This window comes from Herbidospora galbida (assembly GCF_005233835.1).
Classification (GTDB): Bacteria; Actinomycetota; Actinomycetes; order Streptosporangiales; family Streptosporangiaceae; genus Herbidospora; species Herbidospora galbida.
On the sequence record NZ_SZQA01000007.1, the window covers coordinates 176,838 to 199,257 of the forward strand.

A 22,420-nucleotide genomic window follows, 5' to 3' on the forward strand; every position below is an offset into this window, starting at 1 on the left:
GGTTCCTCAGAGGTAGCGCTCTTCGATCAGGGCGACGAGCTGTTCGAGGTGGTCGTAGGTGGGCGGCTCGACCACGTCGACCAGGTCGCGGGTGAGCGGGGTGCCCTTCGCGAGGCCGGCGAACACGCCGGGGTCGGCGGTGCGGAAGCCGTGCCGGGCGGCGAGCCGGGCGAACTCGGGGTCGTCGGTCAGCAGGCGGCCGACCTTGTTCGCGTTCTCGTCGAAGGGCACCAGGGTGTGCTTGCTGAGCACCGTCGGCGAGGGGTAGAGCAGCCGCATCTGCGGGCCGATCGTGCCGTCGTTCGCGAACAGGCGGGCGGCGTACTGGGCCTCGTACACCATGATCATTGGGGTTTTGCCCATCCCCATGGCCAGGTAGTCCTCGAACGGCGCCTCGGACGTCGACTCGGAGTAGCCCTGGTCGAGGAACAGCGGCGCGACCCGTTCGGCGACCTGCGTGTCGGCGCCCGTGACGACGTCGTCGCCGTTGGCGACGTAGCTGGTCAGCGCCAGGTACATGGCCGCGGAGTTCGAGGTGCGGATGTCGGTCGTGGTGAGCAGCACCCGTTTTCTGGCTTTGTACGCCGAACCGGGCAGTGCATCCCACCGAGTGCCTTTATCTACTATTTCTAGATATTTCTTGATGTCGAACGTGGTGCCGCTCACGACCCCCGCCTGCGTCAGCGTGGCCACGATCGGCTCGAAGGTCGCCACCGCCATGGGCGAGAAGAACGGCGCGAAGGTCGCGGCGACCCCGCGCTCCTTCTTGATCTTCTCGGCCGCCGGGGCGCTCGACGGGAAGGCGAACGAATAGGTGCTCAGGTCCACGCTCCCGGCGATCTCGCGGGACCCGGCGGTGTCGACCTCCACCTGGAGGCCGTGCTTCGCGAAGGCGGCCTTGACCTGCGGGTCGTCGAAGAACGGCTTCTTCTCCGACCCGATGACGCCGCGGACGACGGTGACGCCTGACCCCAGGTTCCCCAGGACGAGGGCCGCGACGACCCCTCCGGTCAGAAGGACGGCCAGCGCCACGCCGAGTAATCTTCTCCTCATCTCACCCTGAATTATGTGAGAAGCCGCGAAAACCGATGCGGGCCACAAAAAGAATTCAGAGCTCGTTCATCACGATTTCACGGGTGACGGTTTTCACTCCCGGTTCGGGTTTTCCCCCACCGCGTTCGACCTCACTTCACCCCGACGCACGATTGCACCCCATGCCCGGTGATCCGGTGTGACGATGCTGTCGCTTTCGGATATCGGGGAGGCGACCATGCATCACGACCCGTTGTTGCCACCGGTGGTGGCACGGGCCCTCGACGACTACCGCGCCCTGCTGGCCGAGCACGGCATCACCTGGGGTGAACCGCCGATCGGCTATGTGCGCATGCTGAGCTTCCTCCGGTTTCCGGACGAGGCCTATCAGATGTCCGGCGACACCGACCTCGACCGGGCCTTCCGCGACGCCGTGAGCGGCCGGGAGGCCCCCGACGGGCTGACCGTGCTGCGGCTCACCTCCGGCGGCTACATCCTGGAGGCCCGCTCGTGCGCGGTGCTCTCCGCGACCCCCGTGGCGGGCGTGCTGCTGGTCGACTCGGCCCGTACGACCACCGCCACCGTCACCCTCGACGGAACCGAGCACGTCATCGGCTCGGGCGGCGCCCGCCTGGCCGAGTTCACCAGCGACAGCGACCTGCGCTGCGACGGCGAGCCGGTCGACCTGTCGGTGCTCACCCGGGCGGCCGTCCCCGCGCGGCTGCGCCTGAAGGCCGGGTTCCCCTGCCGCTGGAGCGTGACATCCACCGACGGCCAGGGCTGGTGGCCCGACGGCGTCCCGCACCGGCGCGACTACCACGGCGTGCCCTACTTCCACGGTGACGACGTGACGGTGGCCGTACCGGCCGAACCGCTGGTCGTCGGGGTGACCCGCGGCATGGAGTACGAACTCGCCGAGACCCAGGTCGTCCCGTCGCCCTGGCGCGAGACCACGGTCGAACTCACCCCGTCCCGCGTCTACGACGCCGCCGCGAAGGGCTGGTATGGCGCCGACCTGCACGTCCACCTCAACTGGGCCGGCGACGTGGTGGCCGCCCCCGCCGAGGCCGCCGTCATGCAGCACGGCGAGGACCTGCACGTGCTCAACCTGGTGGCGGGCAACGTGGCCGGCCGCCGCGTCTACGACCAGGAGGCGCTGCACCACTGGGCCGGCCGCGACCTGCCCTGGTCGGACGCCGGGCACGTCGCCCGGATGGGCGTCGAATACCGCAACGACCTGCTCGGCCACGTGCACGCCTTCGGCCTGGCCGCCCCGCCGTCGATCTACCACACCGGCTTCCTCGACGACGCCGACTGGCCCCCGAACGGCGCCGCCTGCGGTGAACTGCGCGAACTCCAGGCGGTGCTCGGTTACGCCCACCCGTTCCACGGCCCGGTCGCCACCCCCGGCGACGTCATCGGCGCCGCCCAGCGCGACTGCAACGCCCGCGCCCTGGTCGTCGACGCCGCGCTCGGCCTGGTCGACGGCGTCGAACTGCTGCACTTCTCGGAGTTCTCCGGCACCGTCGAGGTCTACCGCCGCCTGCTCGGCGCGGGCAACCGCCTGGCCGCGCTGGCGGGCACCGACTCGATGCTGTCGTACACCCGGCAGGACACCGTCTCCAGCCCGCCCGGCTGGGAACGCGTGTACGCCCGTCTCGGCGGCCCCCTCTCCGCCGAGGCGTACGCGCACGCCGTGCGACAGGGCCGGACCTTCGCCACCACCGGGCCGTGGCTGGAGCTGACCGCCGGGGGAGCCGAGATCGGCGACACCTGGTGCCTGGCGGCCGGCGACGAGGTCGAGATCGTCGCCCGCAGTGTCGGCCCCGAGGTGGAACGCCTGGAGATCGTCACCGCCGACGGCGTGGTCGCCGCCGGTCCGGGCGGCGAGCTGCGGACCACCCTGACGATCACCGAACCGACCTACGTCGTCGCCACCGCGAGCGGCGGCCCCCACCGCCGCAGCCTGCACCGCCGGGTGTACGCCCACACCAGCCCCATCTACGTCGACGTCGCCGGCCGCCCGGTCGCCCGGGTCGAGGACGTACGGTGGTGCCTCGACTGGCTGGCCCTGCTCGACCAGACCGTCAGGTCGCACGCCCGCCTCGACTCCCCGAGCCAGCTCGCCGACCACCTCGACCTGATCGAGAAGGCCGCGCAGATCTACCGCGCCCGCCTCTGACGAAATTGATTTGCAGGCTGGTGACCAGCTCGCCTAGCGTGGACGACGTCACATCGCCTGCCCAGGGGAGATCCGTTGGAGCTCTAGAGATCATGTCCGTTTCTCTCTGACACATGACCTCTGGAGTTGGTGCGCCATGTTGCGCTGCGACGATCTTTTCTTCTATTGGGCCGACGGCACCCCCGTCTTCGAAGGCCTCGACCTCGTGATCGGCCCCGGCGTGACCGGGCTCATCGGGGTGAACGGTTCCGGCAAGTCCACCCTTCTCAAGCTGGCCGCCGGTGAGCTGGTGCCCATCAGGGGCTCGATCCAGGTGTCGGGCTCGGTGGGCTACCTGCCGCAGAACCTGCCGCTCGGCGTGAACCGCACCGTCTCCGATCTGATGGGCATCACCGTGGCGCGGCGCGCCCTGCACGCCATCGAAGCCGGTGACACCTCCGAGGAGCACTTCGAGAACGTCGTCTGGGACGTGGAGGAACGCGCCCGCGCCGAACTCGACAAGCTCGGCCTCGACGACGTCGGCCTCGACCGGACCGTCGCCACGCTCTCGGGCGGCGAGACGGTCATGGTCGGCCTCGCCGCCGAATTCCTGCGCGCCCCCGACGTGCTGCTCCTCGACGAACCGACCAACAACCTCGACCTGGCCGCCCGCCACCGGCTCTACGACGCCGTCACCGCCTGGCCGGGCACGATCGTCGTGGTCAGCCACGACCGGGTGCTGCTCGACCTCGTCGACCGGCTCGCCGAACTGCCCGACGGGCGGGTGTTCGGGGGCGGGCTGACGGCGTACGAGGACGTGCTCGAAGTGGAGCAGGAGGCGGCCGAGCGGATGGTCCGCGCGGCCGAGGGCGAGGTGCGGCGCGAGAAGCGCGAGCTGGTCGAGGCGCACGAGAAGCTCACCAAGCGGGCGAAGAACGCCAGGAAGGCGGAGGCCACCCGGGGCCTGCCGAAGATCGTCGTCGGGGCGAAGAAACGCGCCGCCCAGGAGAGCGCCGGCAAGCACCGCGTCATGCACGAGGAGCGGCTCGCCGGCGCCCGCGACCGGCTCACCGAGGCCGAAGAGGCGATCCGCGACGAGGCCGAGATCCGCGTCGACCTGCCGGGCACGGCCGTGCCGCAGACCCGGATGGTGCTGGAGTTCCCGCTCGGCGGCACGTTCGTCACCGACCGGGACGTGTCGGGACCGCTGGAATTGGTGCCGGAACGGCGCGGCCGGGAACCGTCGGAGCTCGTCGTCAGAGGGCCCGAACGCATCGCGCTGCTCGGCCCGAACGGCTCGGGCAAGACGACGCTGCTGGAGGCCGTCACGCGGTGGCCCGAACTCGTGCCGACGCGGTATCTGCCGCAGCGGCTCGACGTGCTCGACGAGACGGTGAGCATCGCGGCCAACGTGCGCGCCGTCGCGCCCGGCGCGTCGGAGAACGAGATCCGCGCGGGCCTGGCGCGGTTCCTGTTCCGGGGCGACCGCGCCGACCAGATCGCCGGCACGCTGTCGGGCGGGGAGCGGTTCCGGGCCGCGCTGGCCCGGCTGCTGTTCGCGCAGCCGCAGCTGCTGCTGCTCGACGAGCCGACCAACAACCTCGACCTGGCGAGCGTGCGCCAGCTCGCGGGCGCGCTGACGGGCTACCGGGGCGCGCTGATCGTGGCCAGCCACGATCTGCCGTTCCTCGACTCGATCGGCATCACGCGGCGCCTGGACCTGTGAACACACGGCGAGCCGCCACCCCTGTGACGGGGTGACGGCTCGCCGGACGTTCGGGTCAGCTGGAGAAGAGCATGCCCACCCAGCTGTTGCGGCGGTGGCCGTAGTGGCCGCCGTGGTGACCACCGTGACCCCAGGCGGGGCCGTGGGCGGGCGGGGGCGGGGGCGGCGGGGCCGAGTAGTGCTGCTGGGCCCACTGGCTCTCCATGCGGCTCAGGGTCTCGAGCTCGCCGTAGTCGAGGAAGATGCCGCGGCAGTTGTCGCACTGCTCGATGTGGACGCCGTTGCGGTCAAGAGTCCGCATGTTGCCTCTGCACTTAGGGCACTGCATGAGGTTCATCTCCTTATGTGACGTGCACCGTTCACTCTAGGACAGCGGCGGGGCGGTCAGGATCCTCTCGCAGGAGGACATCAGAGCCGCCGCCGCGTCGTCAAGCGGGACACCGTCTTCGCGGGCATTGGCCACCGCGACGGCCGCCAACTGGACGGTCAACGCGCGGGCCGGCCCGTCGAGTTCCCGCCACATGTCGTCGCCGGACATCGCGGTGCCACCGGCCCGCAGGTAGGAACGCGTCAGGCGGTCCCAGCCCGCCGGGTCCATGAGCCCGTTGGCGAACCACGCGGCCGGCCGGGCCAGATCCCACGCCGGATCGCCCCAGCCGAGGTCGTCGGGGTCGATGAGCGTCCAGGCGCCGTCGTGGCGCAGCAGCTGGCCGAGGTGCCAGTCGCCGTGCGTCAGCACCCGCCGCCGCTGATTGAGGTTCAGGGTGGTGTACGCCCTGCGGGGGAGGTCGTCCGGTTCGAGCCGTGCCACCGCGCGCGTCACCCGTTCGGGGCCGCCCATCATGGGCACCCCGTCGGGGACCGGCTGGCGGTGCAGCTCGGCCAGCAGCTCGCCGGCCTCCTCCCACGGGGCGTCGTCGAGGTCGTCGGGCGTGAGCGGCGTCCCGGCGGGCCACACGGTGACGATGCGCCCGCCGACCCGGTCGACCGACAGCGCCCGGAGCATCAGCCCGGCGGGCAGCTCGACGGACAGGCGCGCCTTCAGCGCGGCCTCGTCGGTGTCGGCCTCGTGGGCCTTCACCACCACGTCGCCCACCCGGACGACGAGCACGCGGGTGGCCTTCAGCACAATGTGATCGACGGTGGGATCGCCGCCGCCCGCGTGGCGCACGAGTTCGTCGAGGAGGGACACCCGGACAATCTAAGACATGAGAATCGGCTTCGGTGTGCCCGTGTCGGGCACGTGGGCGACCCCCCAGATCATGGCCCGGGTGGCGACGCGGGCGGAGGAACTCGGCTACCACGAGATCTGGACGTTCCAGCGGCTGCTCCATCCCGCCGGCACCGACATCGGCGCCGTCTACCGCAGCGTGCAGGACCCGATCGTGTCGCTCGCGTACGTCGCGGCGCTGACCTCGCGGATCAGGCTCGGCGTGGCCGTGCTGAACCTGCCCTTCTTCTCGCCCGCGCTGCTGGGCAAGCAGCTGGCCACGTTGCAGTCGGTGAGCGCAGGGCGGCTCGACGCCGGGCTCGGGCTGGGCTGGATGGAGGAGGAGTTCATCGCCTCGAAGGTGCCGCTGGAGCGCCGGGGCAAGCGCGCCGACGAGTACCTCACGCTGCTGCGCCGGTTCTGGACCGACGAGGTGATCGAGCACCACGGCGAGTTCTACGACGTGGTGCCCTCGCGCCAGGAGCCGAAGCCGGAGACGCCGCCGCCCATCCTGCTCGGCGGCGGGGCGCCCGCCGCGCTGCGCCGGGCCGGGCGGCTGGCCGACGGGTGGATCAGCTCCAGCCGCATGCTCGCCGAGGACCTCCCGGCCATGATCGACCAGGTCAGGGAGGCCGCCGCGGAGGCGGGCCGCGAGGTGACCCGCTTCGTCTGCCGCGGCGTCACCCGGCCGGGCAAGGACGCGAGCCAGCCCCTGTCGGGGCCGTACGAGAAGATCCGGGAGGACGTCGAGGCGCTCGCGGCGAAGGGCGTCACCGAGGTCTTCCACGACCTCAACTTCAACCCCGCCTTCGGCGCCCCCGACGCCGACCCGGCCGCCTCCCTGGCCCTGGCCGAGGAGGCGATGGAGAACCTGGCCCCTAGATGAGGCCGTAGGCGCGGGCGATCAGCTCGTAGGAGCGGATGCGCGTCTCGGTGCCGTGGACCATCGTGGTGATCATCAGCTCGTCGGCGTCGGTCCGCTTGCGCAGCTCGTCGAGGTGGGCGCGGACCTGTTCCGGGGTGCCCAGGGCGACGTTCGACAGGCGGTCGCGGACGAACTCGGCCTCCATGGGGCTGAACTCGTACTCGTGCGCCTCCTCGGGCGTCGGGAAGGGGCCCGGCGTGCCCGACCGCAGGCGGAGGAACGACAGCGCGCCCGGCAGCGCCTGCCGGTAGGCCTCCTCCTCGGTCTCGGCCGCCAGCGCCGAGACGCCGATCATCGCGTAGGGCTCGGCCAGCACCTCCGACGGGCGGAAGGAGGCGCGGTAGAGCTCCAGCGCCGGTTCGGTGTTGGCCGCGCTGAAGTGGTGCGCGAACGCGAACGGCAGGCCGAGCAGCCCGGCGAGCTTGGCCGAGAAGCCGCTCGACCCGAGCAGCCAGATCGGCGGGCGCTGCGGCCCGCGCGGGATCGCCTGGATGCGCGGGAAGGTGCCGTCGAGGAAGGCGGTCAGCTCGTTGACGTGCTGCGGGAACTCGTCGGGGTCGACCTCGGCCCGGCGGCGCAGGGCGTGCGCGGTGGCCATGTCGGTGCCGGGCGCGCGGCCCAGTCCCAGGTCGATGCGGCCCGGGTGCAGCGCCTCCAGGGTGCCGAACTGCTCGGCCACCACCAGCGGAGCGTGGTTGGGCAGCATCACGCCGCCCGACCCGATCCTGATCCGCTCGGTGGCCGCCGCCAGATGGGCGATCAGCACGGCGGGCGACGAACTGGCCACCCCCGGCATGCCGTGGTGCTCGGCCACCCAGATGCGGTGGAAGCCCCACTCTTCGACCTTCCTGGCCAGGTCGGTCGCCCCGCGCAGGGCCTCGGTGGGGGTGATCCCCACGCCCACCGTCGCGAGTTCGAGCACCGACAGGGGGACCTCGGCCGTCCCCCGGGCCACACCGTGGATATTGTCCATAACCACAGATAACCGGAGTCTTACTCCGGTTATTTCCTTCTGCGATGCTTAGCCCCATGAGTGAGCGCAAGCCGATCGAATGCTGGCTGTCCGACATGGACGGCGTCCTGGTCCACGAAGGTCAACCCGTGCCGGGAGCCGACGAGTTCATCAAGCGGCTGGAGGCCTCGGGGAAACGCTTCCTGGTGCTCACCAACAACTCGATCTACACCCCGCGCGACCTGTCTGTCCGGCTGCGGTCGGCGGGCCTGGAGGTGCCGCCGGAGGCGATCTGGACCTCCGCGATGGCCACCGCCGACTTCCTGTCGGCCCAGCGGCCCGAGGGCAGCGCCTACGTGATCGGCGAGTCGGGCCTCACCACCGCCCTGCACGAGGCCGGCTACGTCCTGACCGACCTCAACCCCGACTACGTCGTGCTCGGCGAGACCCGCACCTACAGCTTCTCCCACATAACGCGGGCGATCCGGCTGATCGAGAACGGCGCCCGCTTCATCGCCACCAACCCCGACGCCGTCGGCCCCTCCCACGAGGGCAACCTCCCGGCCTGCGGCGCGGTCGCCGCGATGATCACCAAGGCGACCGGCGTCGACCCCTACTTCGTCGGCAAGCCCAACCCGATGATGATGCGCAGCGCCCTCAACCGCATCGACGCCCACAGCGAGTCGACCGCGATGATCGGCGACCGCATGGACACCGACGTGGTCTGCGGCATGGAGGCGGGCCTGCACACGATCCTGGTGCTGACCGGCGTCTCCAAGGCCGACCAGATCGACCGCTGGCCCTACCGGCCCTCGCAGGTCGTGAACTCGGTCGCCGACCTGATCGACCTGGTGTAGCTGCCACGTTCTGGCAGGTATGGGTGCCAGGGTGGAGACATGCACACCATCTACCTGGAGCTCGGCAAGAAGCGGGTGTTCGCCAACTCGGTCGACTGGCCGGGCTGGAGCCGGTCGGCCAAGACCGAGGAGGACGCGATCGAGGCGCTCCTCTCCTATGAGGAGCGCTACCGCGTGGTGGCCGACCGGGCCGGGCTGGTGTTCGAGCCCGGCGAGATCCGGGTGGCCGAGAAGATCACCGGCAACGCGACGACCGACTTCGGCGCCCCGGCCCTGCCCGCCGTCCTCGACTCCGAGCCCTGGGGCGCGGCCGAGGCGGCCAAGAACGCCGCGCTGATGCGGGCCGCCTGGGAGGTCTTCGACGACGTCGTCGGGATCACCCCGGAAGAGCTGCGCAAGGGGCCGCGCGGCGGCGGGCGCGACCGCGACAAGATGGTCGCCCACGTCGCGGAGGCCGAACGGGCCTACGCCGCCAAGCTCGACGTGCGGATCAGGCCGGCGGAGGTCGCCGAGATGCGGCCCAGGCTGCTGGAGGTGGTGTCACGGCCGCTCGACGGCGACGACTACCGCTGGCCGGTCCGCTACGCCTCCCGGCGGATCATCTGGCACGTGCTCGACCACGTCTGGGAGATGGAGGACCGGACCGAGCGCTAGGAGACGTCGCGGCGCAGTCTCTTCACGTCGGACCGGCGCTTCTTGTTCTCCAGGCGGCGCTCCACCTGGCCCTTCGAGGGCTTGGTCGGGCGCCGCTTCTTCGCGGGCGGGGCGATCGCGTCGCGCAGCGTCGCCTCCAGGCGGGTGCGGGCCGCCTCCCGGTTGCGCAGCTGGGAGCGGAACTCCTGGGCGGCGATCGTCAGCACGCCGTCGACCAGCCGGTGGGCCAGCCTCTCAAGGGCCCGTTCCCGCTGTACGTCGGTCAGCGCCTGGGAATTGGCGATGTCGAAGCTGAGCTCGACCCGGCTGTCGGTCGTGTTCACACCCTGGCCGCCGGGCCCGGAGGAACGCGAGAACCGCCAGCTGAGCTCGGCCTCCGGAATCTCGGTCATGCCTCCAGATTAGCTGTGCGATCAACGGATTTTTCCGGCACTGTGGGCGGGTGACCATCGTCGGCGTGCACGGCATCGGCAAGTACAAGTACTTCGAACAGGGCGGCGGTTCCCCGGTCAGGGCGGCCGACCTGATGCTCGCCAAATGGAACCGGTATCTCCACGAGGGAGGCCTCACCGGCGCCTCGGTCGTCGAGGTCGCCTACTACGCCCACCACCTGCGCAAGGGCGCCCCGCAGCCGCCGAAGAAGATGGCCCCGCCGGAGAAGATGGTCTTCACCGACTGGATGCGCCAGGTCGAAGACCATCGCGTCGCCGCCGCGGCGGGGGAGACGCTGACCGCGCTGGCCCACCGGCTGGCGGGCTGGCTGCTCGACCGGCTCGGCGCGGGGGCGCTGAAGTTCGCCGAGGACTTCTGCCCCGAGGTGGCCACCTACCTGGGCGGCGGCGCGCCCCGGACGCTGTCGCGCGACGCGGTGGCCACGGTGATCCGGCGGCGCAGGCCCCGGGTGGTGATCGCCCACTCGCTGGGGAGCGTGGTGACGTATGAGGCGTTCTGGGCGCATCCCGATCTGCGGGCCGACCTGCTGGTCACGCTCGGGTCGCCGCTGGGGATGCGGAACGTGGTGTTCGAGCGGCTGGCGCCGCTGCCCGTCGCGGGGATGGGGGCGCGGCCGCCGGGGGTCGGGCGGTGGATCAACGTCGCCGACAAGGACGACATCGCCGCCATTCCCGCCGAGTTGCGGCCGGTTTTCAAGGGTGTGGAACGTGACCTCCAGTGCAACATCGACTGGCTCGATTTTCATACCGTCCGCAATTACCTGGGTTGTGGTGTCTTGAACTCCCATTTGCGGGACTTTCTCCAGTAAAAAGCTCGATAGGGTCGTCGCGTGCCGTACACCGAAGGGACCCGGGCCTTTCAGGTCGACCTGCGCGGAGTGGTCGATCTGCTCAGCCGGCATCTCTATTCCAGTCCGCGCGTCTACGTCCGTGAGCTGCTGCAGAACGCCTGTGACGCGATCGTGGCGCGGCGGGCGGGCGATCCGACGGCGCCCGGGCGCATCCGGGTCGAGGTGGGGTCCGACGTGATCCGGGTGCACGACACCGGGATCGGGCTCACCGAAGACGAGGTGCACACGCTGCTGGCGACCATCGGGCGCTCGTCCAAGCGCGACGAGCTCGGGTTCGCGCGGCACGAGTTCCTGGGGCAGTTCGGCATCGGCCTGCTGTCGGGGTTCCTGGTCGCCGACGAGATCCACGTCGAGTCGCGGTCGGCCTCGGGCGGGCCCGCCGTGGTGTGGACCGGGCGGTCGGACGGCAGCTACGACGTCGCCACCGCGCCTGGTCAGGCGGGCGAGCCGGGCACCACGGTCACCTTACGTCCCCGCCGTGACGCGGCCGTCTGGACTTCCAGCCGGACCGTAACCGAATTGGCCCGGCTCTTCGGCTCGCTGCTGCCCGTCGAGGTCGTCGTCGACGGCGTGCCGGTCTCCGGCGCGGGCGCGCCCTGGCAGGGCCGCCACGCCAGTCCCGCGCTCCGGCGGGAGGCGCTGGTGGCGTACGGGAGAGAGCTCTTCGGCTTTCCGGCCTTCGACGTGATCGACCTGGCGGTGCCGGAGGCGGGGCTGACCGGGGTGGCGTTCGTGGTGCCCCATCCGGCCAACCCGGGGGCGCGTGACGCGCACCGCGTCTACCTCAAGGGCATGCTGCTGTCGGAGAAGCTGACCGGGCTGCTGCCCGAGTGGGCGTTCTTCGTGCGGTGCGTCGTCGACGCCGCCGAGCTGCGGCCGACCGCCTCGCGTGAGGCCCTCTACGACGACGACCTGCTGGAGCACACCCGCGACGCGCTCGGCGCGCAGCTGCGCGAGTGGCTGGTGCGGCTGGCCGCCACCGATCCGGCCCGGCTGCGCGGCTTCCTGCGGCTGCATCACCTCGGCGTGAAGGCGCTGGCCCTGCACGACGACGACATGCTGCGGCTGGTCGACCGGTGGATCGAGTACGAGACCGCCGACGGGCCGATGACCCTCGCCCAGTTCCGGGTCCGGCATCCGCGCGGGCGCTACACGACGAACGTCGACGAGTTCCGCCAGCTCGCCGGGGTCTGCGCGGCCCAGGGCGTGGGGCTGCTGAACGCCGGTTACGTGTACGACGGCGACATCCTCGCCCGGCTGACCCGCGTCGAGCCCGGCCACGGGCTGTCGCGGCTCGAACCGGCGGAGCTCACCACCCGCATGGCCCCCGTCGACCCGGCCGCCGAGCTCGCGGTCCGGGGGTTCCTCGCCACCGCCGCGACCGCGCTGGCCCCGCTGGGCTGCGAGGTGGTGCTGCGCGACTTCGACCCGGCCGCGCTGCCCGCCCTCTATCTGACCAGCCGGGCCGCCCGCCACGAGGCCCAGGCCCGCGAGGCCGGCGAGATGGCGGGGGAGATGTGGGCCGACGTGCTGGGCGCGCTCGACGCGGGCGGCGGTGAGCAGCCGCAGCTGGTGCTGAACCACCGCAACCCGCTGGTCCGCCGCGTCACCCGCCTGTCCGATCCCGCGCTGGCGGCGACCGCCGTGGAGGCGCTCTACGGCATGGCGCTGCTGCACGGCCACCACCCGATGCGGGCGGCCGACACCGCCGCGCTCAACCGGTCGTTCCTGGGCCTGCTCGACTGGGCCGTCCATGGATGACCCGGTGCGGACCATCGGCGACCTGGTGGGTCAGGCCCGGGAGCTGCCCTACGGGGAGACGCGCACGACCCTGCTGGAGACGGCGCTGCGGCGGGCCGAGGCGGCCGGTGACCAGGGCCTGACCTTCGCGGTCCGGATGGAACTCACCGAGGCCTACATGTACGGCGCCGAGCACGCCAAGGCGTTCGCCGTGTTCGCCCGCTGCCTGGCCGACTACGACGCCGATCCGGGCGCCTTCAACGAGTGGTCGCTGAACAGCCTCCTGTGGGACTTCAAGTGGATCGTCGGCGGGGTGCGCCGGTTCCCCGAGGTGCCGCTGGCCCGCGCCGAGCAGATGCTCGACGACATGGAGCGCCGCTACCGCGAGAGCGGCAACGGCCTCCACGCGGTGCACGCCGCCCGCTGCGCGCACGTCGCCCATCTCGGCGACTTCGCCCGGGGCGACGAGCTCTACCACCGGTGGTCGACCACTCCGCGCGACTTCCTGAGCGACTGCGAGGGCTGCGACCCGGCGTCGAAGGCGTACTACCTGATCCTGCGCGGTCGTGACGAGGAGGCCGTCGAGCTGGCCGAGCCGGTGCTGCGCGGCGAGCTGACCTGCCACGTGCAGCCGCAGAGCATCCTGACCACCCTGCTGCCCGCCTACGTCCGGACCGGCAGGTACGCCGAGGCCGCGCACGCCCACCGGGTCGCCTACCGGGCGATGCGCGGCGACGCCAACGAGGTCGAGGAGATCGCCTCCCACCTGTGGTTCTGCGCGGTCACCGGCAACCTGGCCCGGGGCCTGGAGATCCTCACCCGCGAACGCCCGCTGCTGGACAGGGCCCCGAGCCCCGGCGCGGCCATGTGGTTCGCGGCGGCCGGCGCGCTGCTGCTCCGGCTGCTCCGCGAACAGGGCCACGCCCGGCCCGAGGACACGGCCGAGGAGGCCGCGCTCACCGCGAGGGCCCGCGACATCGCGGCGCGGTTCGACGCCCGCAACGGCACCTCCGAGCAGAGCCGCCGCGTCGAGGAGTGGCTGACGGCCACGCCACTCGACGAGCACGTGCCGCTCGACCCCCGGGCCCGGTACTCCCCGCCGCCGCTGCCGCCTGCTCCGCTGCCGCCCGCGCACACTCCCGAAGAACTGCTCGACCTGGCCGAGGAGGCGTGGCAGCGCGGCCGCGTCGACGAGGCGAAGGCGGCCTGGGCGCGGTATGACGCCTTCCCGCCCGACCCCTCGCTGGAGGCGCGCAGAGCCGACGGCCGGGGCCTGGTCGCCACGGTCGAGGGTGACACCGAGACCGCGCTGGCCGAATGGCGGCGCGCCGCCGGCCTGCACACCGACGACGAGCGCCGCCAGAGCTCCCTCGGCCGCATCGGCCTGCTGCTCTGCCAGCTAGGCCGGGCCGACGAGGGCCTGCCGATGGTCGAGTCGTCGGCCGGGGCCCTGAACACGCCGAACGCGATCATCCGGCTCGCGCACGCCTACCTGACCCTCGGCCGGGAGGCCGAAGCGGAGGAGGTGCTGACCGCCGCCCCGCCCACCGGCACCGGCCTGCTGCTGCTCGCCAACGTGCGCGGCGACGCCGAGACCGCGCGACGGGCCCGCGACGCCCTGCGCGCCGAAGACGACCGCGAGGGCCTGGCCCGCGCCTGCGCCCTCCACGCGCACCTGCTGCTCACGGCGGGCGTCGACGAGGCGGGCGTCCGCGAGGTGCTGGCCGCCTACGACGAGGCCGTCGCCAACGCCCCCGCCTCGGAACGGGCCGGCCTCCACCACGACCGGGGCAGCCTGTACCTCCAGCTCGACTCGGTCCCCGAGGCGCTCGACGATCTCGTGGAGGCCGTCGCGCAGTACGTCGCCGAGGGCGACATGGAGCCGGTCCGGTACGCCCGGCTGTCGCTGGCCGAGGCCTACGCCCGGCTGGGCCGCCCGGCCGAGGCGGAGATCGCCGCGGAGGAGGCGCTCGGCGGGTTCCGGGCCGCAGGTGACGACGAGGTGTGCGCCCGCATCGAGGAATTCATCGCCGACCTGCAAGAAGACGACTGACGGTCGCCTGGCGTTCATTGACAACGGGTACCCGCTTATCTGTTCATTCTTGGTTATCGCGCTGGTCAGAGCCGTAAAACAATTCCGACAGACTGGCCGACTGCACTGTCAGACGTGCAGCGCAGATCGTTCATCTCCGGCGTGCTCCTGGCCGCCGCGGCGCCCGCTCTTCCGTCTTTGCCGTCCCGTGCCCTGAAGACCGATCCCTTCGCCGTCGGCGTCGCCTCCGGGGATCCGTCCCCTGACGGCTTCGTGCTGTGGACCCGTCTCGTGATCGACCCCTACGGCGCGGACGGCCGGGGTTCGATGCCCTCACGGGACGTCGAGGTGAAGTGGCAGGTGTCCACAGACGAGAAATTCGCGACCATCGTGCGGGACGGGACGGCCACCGCGTCGGCCCGGTCGGCGCACAGCGTGCACGTCGAATTGGAGGGTCTCCAGCCGGGCCGGGAGTACTTCTACCGGTTCCGCGCCGAGAACTCCGTCTCGCCCGTCGGCCGCACCCGGACCAGCCCGGCCGTGATGTCGCCGCTCACCTTCGCCATCGCGGCGTGCGCCCACTGGGAGCACGGCTACTACACGGCCTACCGGCGGCTGGCCGAGCAGGAGCCCGACCTGGTCGTCCACCTGGGCGACTACATGTACGAGTACCAGCCCAACGGCTACACCGCTCCCTTCGGCAACATCCGCACCCACTCGGGCGGGGTGAAGTGCGCGACGCTGGCCGACTACCGGATGCGGCACGCCCAGTACAAGAGCGACCCCGACCTGCAGGCCGCCCACGCGGTCGCGCCGTGGCTGGTCGCCTTCGACGACCACGAGATCGAGAACAACTGGGCCGCCGACGTCTCCGCCAGCGACGCGCCCGCCTTCGACCAGCGCCGGGCCGTCGCCTTCCAGGCCTACTACGAGAACATGCCGCTCCGCCGGGCCGGCGTGCCCAAGGGCGCCTCGATCACGATCAACCGGCGGGTCTCGTGGGGGCCGCTGGCCCGCTTCCACCTGCTCGACACCCGCCAGTTCCGCGACGACCAGGCGTGCGAGGACGGCGTACGGGCCGGCTGCGACGACCGCCTCGACAGCGGGCGCACCCTTCTGGGCAAGGCCCAGCACTCGTGGCTCGTCGACGGCCTGCGCGACTCCCCGGCCCAGTGGAACCTGGTCGGCCAGCAGATCGTGATGACCCAGAAGGACCTCAAGGTCGGCCCCGGCCGCGAGGCCAACCTCGACTCCTGGGACGGGTACGCCGCCGAGCGCGACCAGCTCCTGCGCGGCATGGCCGGAGTGCGCAACCCGGTCGTGCTCACGGGAGACGCGCACATCCACCACGCGGCGGAGCTGCGTACCGACTTCGACGACCCCGAGACCAACGTCGGCGTCGAGCTGGTCGCCACCTCGATCGCCAGCGACGGCGACGGCTACCGCGACACCGAGCGGATGTCCGCGCTGCGCGCCGAGAACCCGCACATCAAGTACCTCGACCAGCGCCGCGGCTACATCCTGGCCCGCCTGTCGGAGCAGGAGCTCGTAGCCGACTTCCGCACCCTCGACTACATCAGCCGCCGGGGCGCCCCCGCGAAGACCTCCGCGCGGTTCACCGTCCCGGCGGGCGAGCGGAGGTTCGCGTGATCCTCGGCGTCGTGGCCCTGACGATCCCCCTGCTCGTCGGCCTGTCCCCGCAGTGCGGCTCCTTCCTGGCCGTCGCCCAGCCCTACGCGACCGTCGACGGCCAGGTCAGGGCGGGCGCGGTCCGGATCCTCGACGGGCCGCTGATCACCCAGGACGACCCGGAACCGGGCGACATGTTCGGCTCCGCCCTGGCCACGGGCGACTTCGACGGCGACGGCTGCGCCGACCTCGCGATCGGCGCCTCCGAGGAGGACGCGGGCCCCGGCGGCCGCGACGGGCACGGTGTCGTCGAGATCCTGTACGGCCTGACCTCCCGGAAGACCGTCATCCTGCCCGGCAAGGGGGCCGACCGCTTCGGTGCCGCCCTCGCGGCGGGCGACCTCGACGGCGACGGCGACGACGAACTGGCCATCGGCGCCCCCGGCGGCGGCTCGGTCTACGTCCACGGCCAGGGGTCGAAGCTGCGCCGGATCAAGAACACCGGCGGCGCGGTCACCGACCAGTTCGGCGAGGCCCTGGCCACCGGCGACTTCGACGGTGACGGCGACGACGAACTGGCGATCGGCGCGCCCGGTGCGAACCTGATCCGCCAGGGCGAGGGCACCGTGACCGTGGTCGCGAAGAACGGCCGCCGCCTGCTCTACTCCCAGGAGACCTACGGCATCGACGGCCTCTCGGAGAGCTGGGACGCCTTCGGCGCGTCCCTGGTGACCGGCGACTTCGACGCCGACGGCCATGACGACCTGGCGATCGGCGTGCCGGGGGAGGGGCTGACCGCCCTCCAGCGGGCCGGCGACTACGGCGAGGGGGCCGTCGACGTCGTCTACGGCTCGCCCGGCGGCCTGCGCCCGGCCACCGCCGAGGCCTGGACCCAGAACAGCCTGGCCGGAGACGCGGTCATGTACGACCGCTTCGGCACCTCCCTGGCCGCGGGCGACCTGAACGGCGACGGCGACGACGAACTCGTGGTCGGCGTGCCCGGCGAGAACGCCGTCCAGGTGCTGGCCGGCACCCGGACCGGCGGGCTGACCAAGAACCACAACCTGCTGATCCCCGGCCCGAAGGGGGCGGAGTTCGGCGCGGCCGTCGCGGTGCACGGCGGGGACCTGCTCGTCGGCGCCCCGACGAGAGGCGAGGTGTTCCGCTACCGGGGCGCGGTGAAGAAGGGCTCCTACCCGGGGGTGGGGAAGAAGGGCGCGAAGATCGCCGAGGGCGACGGGTTCTTCGGCTTCGGCCTCGGCTAGAAGCGGATTCTGATGCCCAGCACGGAGATCAGCGCCGAGACGGCCATCATCCCCGCGCAGGCGTACATGGAGAGCCGGAACGCCGCGTCGAACAGCGCCGGGTTCAGGTAGGCCTCGCCGGTCAGCCCGACCAGCGGCGGGACGGCCGCCACGGCCAGCAGGCTGCCGGTCCGGGCCAGCGCGTTGTTGACGCCGCTGGCGATGCCGGCGCGCCGCTGCGAGGCGGTGGCCAGCACGGTCGCCGTGAGCGGGGCGACCGTCAGCGACAGGCCCAGGCCGAACAGGGTCACCGGCGGCAGCACCTCGGTCACGTAGTGGGCGCCGACGCCGATCCGGCTCATCCACATGAACGCGGTCCCGGACAGCAGGATGCCGACCGTCATGGGCCAGCGCGGGCCGATGCGGCGGGCGAGCTCACCGGAGTAGGGGGAGATCACCAGCATCAGCAGCGTCACCGGCACCAGGGCCGAGCCCGCCGCGAAGGGCGTGAACCCCGAGACGGTCCGCAGCTGGAGGACGAGCAGGAAGAACACCACGCCCATCGCGGCGTACATGAACAGCGTCACGGCGTTGACGGCGGTGAAGGCCGTGTTCTTGAACAGCCCCACGGGCACCAGCGCCTGCGCGCCCCGGTGGTGCTCGACGATCACGAAGGCCGCCAGGATCACCGCGCCCAGGACCATCGGCACGACCTCGGTCTCGATCAGCCCGTAGGTCAGCGCGGCCAGCCCGATCGCCGCCAGCCCCGCGCCCAGCGCGTCGAACCGGCCGGCGGCCTCCTCGTCGCGGGTCTCCGGCACATGGCGGGCCGCGATCAGCAGCACGATCACGGCCAGCGGCAGGTTGATGAGGAAGACCCAGCGCCAGCCGATCGTCTGGACGATCCAGCCGCCCAGCAGCGGCCCGATCGCGGCGGCCGTGCCGCCCAGGCCCGACCAGGCGCCGATCGCCTTCGGCCGGTCCTCCGCCGCGAACGTGGCCTGGATGATCGCCAGCGAGCCCGGCGTCAGCAGGGCGCCGCCGATGCCCTGGAGGGCGCGGGCCGCGATCAACGTCTCCATGCTGGGCGCCAGCCCGCACAGGGCCGAGGCGATGGCGAACCAGACCACGCCGATCATGAACACCTTGCGGCGGCCGTAGCGGTCGCCCAGGGAACCGCCCAGCAGGATCAGCCCGGCGAGGGTCAGCGTGTAGGCGTTGATGGTCCACTGGAGGCCCTCGATGTCGGCGTCGAGCGCCCGGCCGAGGTCGGGCAGCGCCACGTTGACGACGGTGCCGTCGAGGAGCGCCATGCCCGAACCGAGCACCGTCGTCACCAGAATCCAGCGGCCTTTGGCCGTGCTGAGCTGCACCGCTTCCGTCGTCACGTGACCAACATAGTCACCAGGCGGACCTGCTCCCGGCACCGGTCTTTCTCACGTCATTCCCGGAGTGATGTGAGGAAGAAGCGCTTACCGCCAAACTGACTGGAGTTTATTGGCAGATGTCATGCTTGAATGCCATGCCCCCAGGCCGATAGTCACGATGTGTCAGTGCGGCCTGTCACGGTGCCGCAGCAGCACCCGAAGGGGGTTTCATGACACGCAGACGTGTCATCGCGTTAGCAGTCACCGCCCTTGCCCTCCCGTTCGCGACGCTCCTCCCGGCCCCCGCCCAGGCGGCCGCCCCGGCTCCGTCGTCGGCCCCGCTGAACGACTTCCGGCACTGGGACGGCAAGCTCGCCGACACCTTCCAGGGCAAGAAGATCGACCTGCCGACCCGCTACGAGCCGTCCAAGGCGAGGAAGACGACCGCCGCGGCGGCCGCCACACCGCCCGTGGGCACGGTGCGCGACTGGCTGGCCATCGACGACACGCAGGCCGGGGGTGCGCCGTTCCCGAAGGCGTTCACCCTGCGCGGCGTCGGCGACAAGATCGAGGTGTGGGTCGCGAACGATCTGTCGTTCCCGGCCGGGGACTGCCGGGCGCAGATCCCGAACTCCACGACGATCACCGACGCGCAGGTGGCCTACTTCGTCAACGAGTTCGACACGAACATGTACCCCAAGGAGACCGCGGCCTTCTCCACGCCGCCCGACCGCGACGGGACCAACGCCCGCATCCCCGGTGACTACACCGGCGACGGCGACAAGACGGTCGCGCTGATCGACAACATCCGCGACGACAACTTCTACGACTTCCCGGCCAACCCGACCTACATCGCGGGCTTCTTCTCGGCCGGCATCAACGAGCGCGTCGACCGCAACGTCATGACCGTCGACGCCTTCGACTGGGCCCACCGGACCGGCGACCAGCCCGCCGACGAGCCCACCGGCGACCTGTGCACCAGCCGCCCGGCCCGCCCGAACGCGTACGAGGGCACGTTCGCGCACGAGTGGCAGCACCTGCTCATGTACTACACCGACCCGTTCGAGGGGAACTGGATCAACGAGGGCCTGTCGGACTTCGCCCAGACCCTCACCGGCTACGTCGACGCCAAGGCGACCATCAACGACTACGGCGCCGACAGTCACATCTACTGCTTCCAGGGCTTCGGCAACGTCCAAGGCCGGTACAACCCCAACCCGAGGCAGTGCGGCGGCCCGCAGAACTCGCTGACCCTCTGGGGTGAGGGCGAGCCGGGCGAGGTGCTCGCCGACTACGGCAACGCCTACGAGATCATGCTCTTCCTGTACGACCGCTACGGCGCCGACTTCATGTCCACGCTGCACCGCGACGGCGAGCACCAGGGCCTGGCCAGCCTGGAGGCCGCGCTGAAGGCGGAGGGCGCCGACCTCTACCGGGTCATCCACGACTACCAGTCGATGGTCCTGCTCGACCGGATCGTGGAGAGCCGCACCGGCGTCATGCTGGGCGTGCCCAAGTCGCGGGTCACCTCGGCCTCGCTCAGCTCCACCGTGAACCTGGCCAATCCCGACACCTACGACACGCCCGGCGCCGCGCCCAACGGGGCCGACTACGTGACGCTGCAGAAGGCCAACGGGCAGCCGTTCAAGGGCAGCGAGCTGCGCACGCTGAAGTTCACCGGGGCGACCGGCCTGCCCGCCCTGCCTCTGGCCTGGACGATCGTGAACGACAACCCCGACCGCCCCGGCAACCCGGTGCTGTTCTCCGGCAACGAGAACAACCTCAACGTCAGCGCCGTGGCCGAGGTGACCGTCCCGGCCGCCGACCCGACCCTGCGCCTGCTCGCCAGGTACGGCGCCGAGGAGGGCTACGACTACGGCTACGTCGTCGTCTCCACCGACGGCGGCGCGACCTACACCCCGGTCGCCGGCGACCAGACGGTGGAGGGCCCGCTCGGCCCGTCGCTGAACGGCAGCACCACCGGCTTCGAGCCGCACACCTTCGACCTGTCGGCCTACGCGGGCCAGAGCGTGCTGCTCGGCTTCCAGTACGTCTCCGACGGCGGCGTCAACGAGGGCGGCCTGTACCTCGACGACATCACCGTCGGCGGCACCGTCGTCAGCGACGGCTCCAGCCTGGAGCCGTTCGACTCCTTCACCGAGATCAAGCCGACCGCCGTGCACAACTGGAACGTCCGCCTGGTCGGCATCGACGACAAGCACAAGGTCGCCGCCCAGGTCGAGTTCAACGGCAAGGGCACGATCAACCTCAACCGCCTCGAACTCCTCCTCGCCCGGCCGTTCACGAAGATCGTGGCGATCGTGGCGTACGACGAGCCGACCGAGCTCGGCCAGCAGTACGCGCCGTACACCCTCACGGTGAACGGCGTGAACCAGCCCGGCTGACAGCCCCGTGACCCGCACGCCTGGGGCTAGGCGTGCGGGTCACGGCCTCCGGGCTCTCACCAGAGTGAGAAGAAGCTCCGGAGCGGGTGCGGGTGGTAGGAGTCGTACAGCGCGAAGTTGATGAAGGGCGCCGAGGCGACACCGAGCCGCGCGAGCGAGCGGTTGAGCCTGATCATCTTCCGCAGGTACGGGTGGTCGTCGTCGACGGCCGCAGAAGACCGGAGCCACGCCGCCACGTTGCCGGCCAGGGTCGCGGCACCCGCGAGGACCGTGCCGGTGACCAGCACGTCCTTGGCACCCACCATGATCTTCGCGTCCCGCTCGAGCGACCGGCCGAGCAGCGTTCTCCGCTCGGTCAGCCATCCGGTCGCGATGGCGGTGTTGACGACGAGCTCGTACAACGCGGTGCCGACGCCGGCGCCGGCGAACGACGGCCGGCCGAACGCGGCGGTGGCGAGGCCGAGGCGGCCGATCGGAACGGCCGCGGTCTGCGCAATGGTCATGATCGTCACCCCCGATGTCAGGTGAAGAGCCGGAAGATCGTTCCGGGCCGGTAGGAGCGCAAAATGTTGAAGTTCACGCGCGGGGTGAACCCGATCGCGCCGCCCGCGAAGACGCGGTTCAGCGTCTTCATCGCCGTGTGGCAGCGGTAGAAGCGCCTGGCGCGCGGCGAGGTGTCGGACGTGAGGTGGCCGTCGTCGTCGAGCGGCAGCCCCTTCGGGAACTCGTGCTTGAGAAGCTGGCCCGTGGCGATGGTGCCGAGGTTGGTGACGACCGATCCGAGCACGGCGAGGTCCTTCAGCCTGACCGCGTTGTCGGTCGCCCGATCGAGATGGCGTTCCGTTCGCAGGGTGTGCTGCTCGATCAGCCAGCCCCCGGCGAGCATGGTGTTCGCCACGACGTCGTACCTGCTCCACAACTGTCCGTCCGCGGCGCCGTTCGCCGCGCCGGGCTGTGGTCGCGGACTCCCGACGAGAGCGGCGGCGGCGCCCAGTTGGTGGATCGACGCCGCGGAAGTGGTGAGCAAACTCATCAGTGACCCCCGTGTCAGATGTGTCTCACTCACTTTCAACACTGCGACCTGCGGTTTCTCATGTCAAGCGGTCGGCGGTGGGGCGGAAGTGGCCCGATATGTTCCTGTTGCCGGGTGATTTGTCTGTGCGTTCTGATAGGAACTGGGCCC

General features: G+C 71.2%; 19 protein-coding genes. 11 read left to right on the plus strand and 8 right to left on the minus strand.

Features of this window, described 5'->3' with window-relative positions; translation table 11 throughout:
- Nucleotides 1-6: 6 nt before the first annotated feature.
- The gene (locus tag FDA94_RS10360) at nucleotides 7-1,053 is read right to left on the minus strand and encodes a hypothetical protein (protein WP_137246833.1); all 1,047 of its coding nucleotides are present in this window, start codon (nucleotides 1,051-1,053) and stop codon (nucleotides 7-9) included.
- Between the two features lie 217 nt (nucleotides 1,054-1,270).
- Between FDA94_RS10360 and FDA94_RS10365 the strand changes: the two genes are divergently transcribed.
- Together FDA94_RS10365 and FDA94_RS10370 are read left to right on the plus strand one after the other, a co-directional pair.
- Nucleotides 1,271-3,214 (plus strand): CehA/McbA family metallohydrolase, encoded by a 1,944-nt coding sequence (locus FDA94_RS10365; RefSeq protein ID WP_137246834.1) that lies wholly within the window; start codon nucleotides 1,271-1,273, stop codon nucleotides 3,212-3,214.
- Between the two features lie 136 nt (nucleotides 3,215-3,350).
- Entirely contained in the window at nucleotides 3,351-4,919 is a 1,569-nt protein-coding gene (locus FDA94_RS10370) for an ABC-F family ATP-binding cassette domain-containing protein (protein WP_137246835.1), read from the plus strand.
- A gap of 55 nt (nucleotides 4,920-4,974) precedes the next feature.
- Here the strand turns inward: FDA94_RS10370 and FDA94_RS10375 are convergent, their stop codons facing one another.
- Together FDA94_RS10375 and FDA94_RS10380 are read right to left on the minus strand one after the other, a co-directional pair.
- Nucleotides 4,975-5,256, minus strand: coding sequence for a TFIIB-type zinc ribbon-containing protein (locus tag FDA94_RS10375; protein ID WP_419672892.1), 282 nt, complete (start codon nucleotides 5,254-5,256; stop codon nucleotides 4,975-4,977).
- A 27-nt stretch (nucleotides 5,257-5,283) separates the two neighbouring features.
- Nucleotides 5,284-6,111: a phosphotransferase family protein gene (locus FDA94_RS10380; RefSeq protein ID WP_170990877.1), complete on the minus strand. Its 828-nt coding sequence runs from the start codon at nucleotides 6,109-6,111 to the stop codon at nucleotides 5,284-5,286.
- A gap of 16 nt (nucleotides 6,112-6,127) precedes the next feature.
- On the opposite strand from FDA94_RS10380, the gene FDA94_RS10385 reads away from it, so the two are divergent.
- Nucleotides 6,128-7,015, plus strand: coding sequence for a TIGR03619 family F420-dependent LLM class oxidoreductase (locus tag FDA94_RS10385; RefSeq protein ID WP_137246836.1), 888 nt, complete (start codon nucleotides 6,128-6,130; stop codon nucleotides 7,013-7,015).
- Here the strand turns inward: FDA94_RS10385 and FDA94_RS10390 are convergent.
- On the minus strand, nucleotides 7,008-8,027 hold the full coding sequence (locus FDA94_RS10390; RefSeq protein ID WP_137246837.1) for an LLM class flavin-dependent oxidoreductase: 1,020 nt from the start codon (nucleotides 8,025-8,027) through the stop codon (nucleotides 7,008-7,010). The genes FDA94_RS10385 and FDA94_RS10390 overlap by 8 nt on opposite strands.
- A 56-nt stretch (nucleotides 8,028-8,083) precedes the next feature.
- Between FDA94_RS10390 and FDA94_RS10395 the strand changes: the two genes are divergently transcribed.
- Nucleotides 8,084-8,863 carry an HAD-IIA family hydrolase gene (locus FDA94_RS10395; protein WP_062433087.1) on the plus strand — a complete coding sequence of 260 codons (780 nt, stop codon included), beginning with the start codon at nucleotides 8,084-8,086 and terminating at the stop codon, nucleotides 8,861-8,863.
- 39 nt (nucleotides 8,864-8,902) lie between these two features.
- Nucleotides 8,903-9,517, plus strand: coding sequence for a hypothetical protein (locus tag FDA94_RS10400; protein ID WP_137246838.1), 615 nt, complete (start codon nucleotides 8,903-8,905; stop codon nucleotides 9,515-9,517).
- Here the strand turns inward: FDA94_RS10400 and arfB are convergent.
- Nucleotides 9,514-9,909, minus strand: coding sequence for an alternative ribosome rescue aminoacyl-tRNA hydrolase ArfB (gene arfB, locus FDA94_RS10405; RefSeq protein WP_137246839.1), 396 nt, complete (start codon nucleotides 9,907-9,909; stop codon nucleotides 9,514-9,516). The genes FDA94_RS10400 and arfB overlap by 4 nt on opposite strands.
- Nucleotides 9,910-9,959: 50 nt before the next feature.
- Here arfB and FDA94_RS10410 point away from each other — a divergent pair, with 50 nt between their 5' ends.
- The 5 genes from FDA94_RS10410 to FDA94_RS10430 all read left to right on the plus strand — a co-directional run bounded on the left by FDA94_RS10410 (nucleotide 9,960) and on the right by FDA94_RS10430 (nucleotide 17,486).
- A complete protein-coding gene (locus FDA94_RS10410) occupies nucleotides 9,960-10,778 on the plus strand; it encodes a hypothetical protein (protein ID WP_137246840.1) in 819 nt (272 codons plus the stop codon).
- A 21-nt stretch (nucleotides 10,779-10,799) separates the two neighbouring features.
- Entirely contained in the window at nucleotides 10,800-12,581 is a 1,782-nt protein-coding gene (locus FDA94_RS10415; RefSeq protein WP_137246841.1) for an HSP90 family protein, read from the plus strand.
- 4 nt (nucleotides 12,582-12,585) lie between these two features.
- Nucleotides 12,586-14,613 (plus strand): tetratricopeptide repeat protein, encoded by a 2,028-nt coding sequence (locus FDA94_RS10420; RefSeq protein WP_137246842.1) that lies wholly within the window; start codon nucleotides 12,586-12,588, stop codon nucleotides 14,611-14,613.
- Between the two features lie 114 nt (nucleotides 14,614-14,727).
- On the plus strand, nucleotides 14,728-16,242 hold the full coding sequence (locus FDA94_RS10425; RefSeq protein WP_246059715.1) for an alkaline phosphatase D family protein: 1,515 nt from the start codon (nucleotides 14,728-14,730) through the stop codon (nucleotides 16,240-16,242).
- Nucleotides 16,239-17,486, plus strand: coding sequence for an FG-GAP-like repeat-containing protein (locus FDA94_RS10430; RefSeq protein ID WP_137246844.1), 1,248 nt, complete (start codon nucleotides 16,239-16,241; stop codon nucleotides 17,484-17,486). The genes FDA94_RS10425 and FDA94_RS10430 overlap by 4 nt, the downstream gene beginning before the upstream one ends.
- Here the strand turns inward: FDA94_RS10430 and FDA94_RS10435 are convergent.
- Nucleotides 17,483-18,853 carry an MFS transporter gene (locus FDA94_RS10435; RefSeq protein WP_246059717.1) on the minus strand — a complete coding sequence of 457 codons (1,371 nt, stop codon included), beginning with the start codon at nucleotides 18,851-18,853 and terminating at the stop codon, nucleotides 17,483-17,485. The genes FDA94_RS10430 and FDA94_RS10435 overlap by 4 nt on opposite strands.
- Before the next feature lie 209 nt (nucleotides 18,854-19,062).
- Here FDA94_RS10435 and FDA94_RS10440 point away from each other — a divergent pair, with 209 nt between their 5' ends.
- Entirely contained in the window at nucleotides 19,063-21,237 is a 2,175-nt protein-coding gene (locus FDA94_RS10440) for a M6 family metallopeptidase (protein ID WP_137246845.1), read from the plus strand.
- Nucleotides 21,238-21,293: 56 nt separating this feature from the next.
- Here FDA94_RS10440 and FDA94_RS10445 read toward each other — a convergent pair whose 3' ends face one another.
- Both FDA94_RS10445 and FDA94_RS10450 read right to left on the minus strand, forming a co-directional pair.
- The gene (locus FDA94_RS10445; protein WP_137246846.1) at nucleotides 21,294-21,740 is read right to left on the minus strand and encodes a hypothetical protein; all 447 of its coding nucleotides are present in this window, start codon (nucleotides 21,738-21,740) and stop codon (nucleotides 21,294-21,296) included.
- A gap of 17 nt (nucleotides 21,741-21,757) precedes the next feature.
- The gene (locus FDA94_RS10450; RefSeq protein WP_137246847.1) at nucleotides 21,758-22,270 is read right to left on the minus strand and encodes a hypothetical protein; all 513 of its coding nucleotides are present in this window, start codon (nucleotides 22,268-22,270) and stop codon (nucleotides 21,758-21,760) included.
- Nucleotides 22,271-22,420 lie beyond the last annotated feature (150 nt).

What these genes read in the sequence shown, in the direction of transcription:
- FDA94_RS10360 (WP_137246833.1), bottom strand. Translation starts at nt 1,053, where the DNA reads ATGAGGAGAAGATTACTCGGCGTGGCGCTGGCCGTCCTTCTGACCGGA.
- FDA94_RS10365 (WP_137246834.1), top strand. Translation starts at nt 1,271, where the DNA reads ATGCATCACGACCCGTTGTTGCCACCGGTGGTGGCACGGGCCCTCGAC.
- FDA94_RS10370 (WP_137246835.1), top strand. Translation starts at nt 3,351, where the DNA reads ATGTTGCGCTGCGACGATCTTTTCTTCTATTGGGCCGACGGCACCCCC.
- FDA94_RS10375 (WP_419672892.1), bottom strand. Translation starts at nt 5,256, where the DNA reads ATGAACCTCATGCAGTGCCCTAAGTGCAGAGGCAACATGCGGACTCTT.
- FDA94_RS10385 (WP_137246836.1), top strand. Translation starts at nt 6,128, where the DNA reads ATGAGAATCGGCTTCGGTGTGCCCGTGTCGGGCACGTGGGCGACCCCC.
- FDA94_RS10390 (WP_137246837.1), bottom strand. Translation starts at nt 8,027, where the DNA reads ATGGACAATATCCACGGTGTGGCCCGGGGGACGGCCGAGGTCCCCCTG.
- FDA94_RS10395 (WP_062433087.1), top strand. Translation starts at nt 8,084, where the DNA reads ATGAGTGAGCGCAAGCCGATCGAATGCTGGCTGTCCGACATGGACGGC.
- FDA94_RS10400 (WP_137246838.1), top strand. Translation starts at nt 8,903, where the DNA reads ATGCACACCATCTACCTGGAGCTCGGCAAGAAGCGGGTGTTCGCCAAC.
- arfB (WP_137246839.1), bottom strand. Translation starts at nt 9,909, where the DNA reads ATGACCGAGATTCCGGAGGCCGAGCTCAGCTGGCGGTTCTCGCGTTCC.
- FDA94_RS10440 (WP_137246845.1), top strand. Translation starts at nt 19,063, where the DNA reads ATGACACGCAGACGTGTCATCGCGTTAGCAGTCACCGCCCTTGCCCTC.
- FDA94_RS10445 (WP_137246846.1), bottom strand. Translation starts at nt 21,740, where the DNA reads ATGACCATTGCGCAGACCGCGGCCGTTCCGATCGGCCGCCTCGGCCTC.
- FDA94_RS10450 (WP_137246847.1), bottom strand. Translation starts at nt 22,270, where the DNA reads ATGAGTTTGCTCACCACTTCCGCGGCGTCGATCCACCAACTGGGCGCC.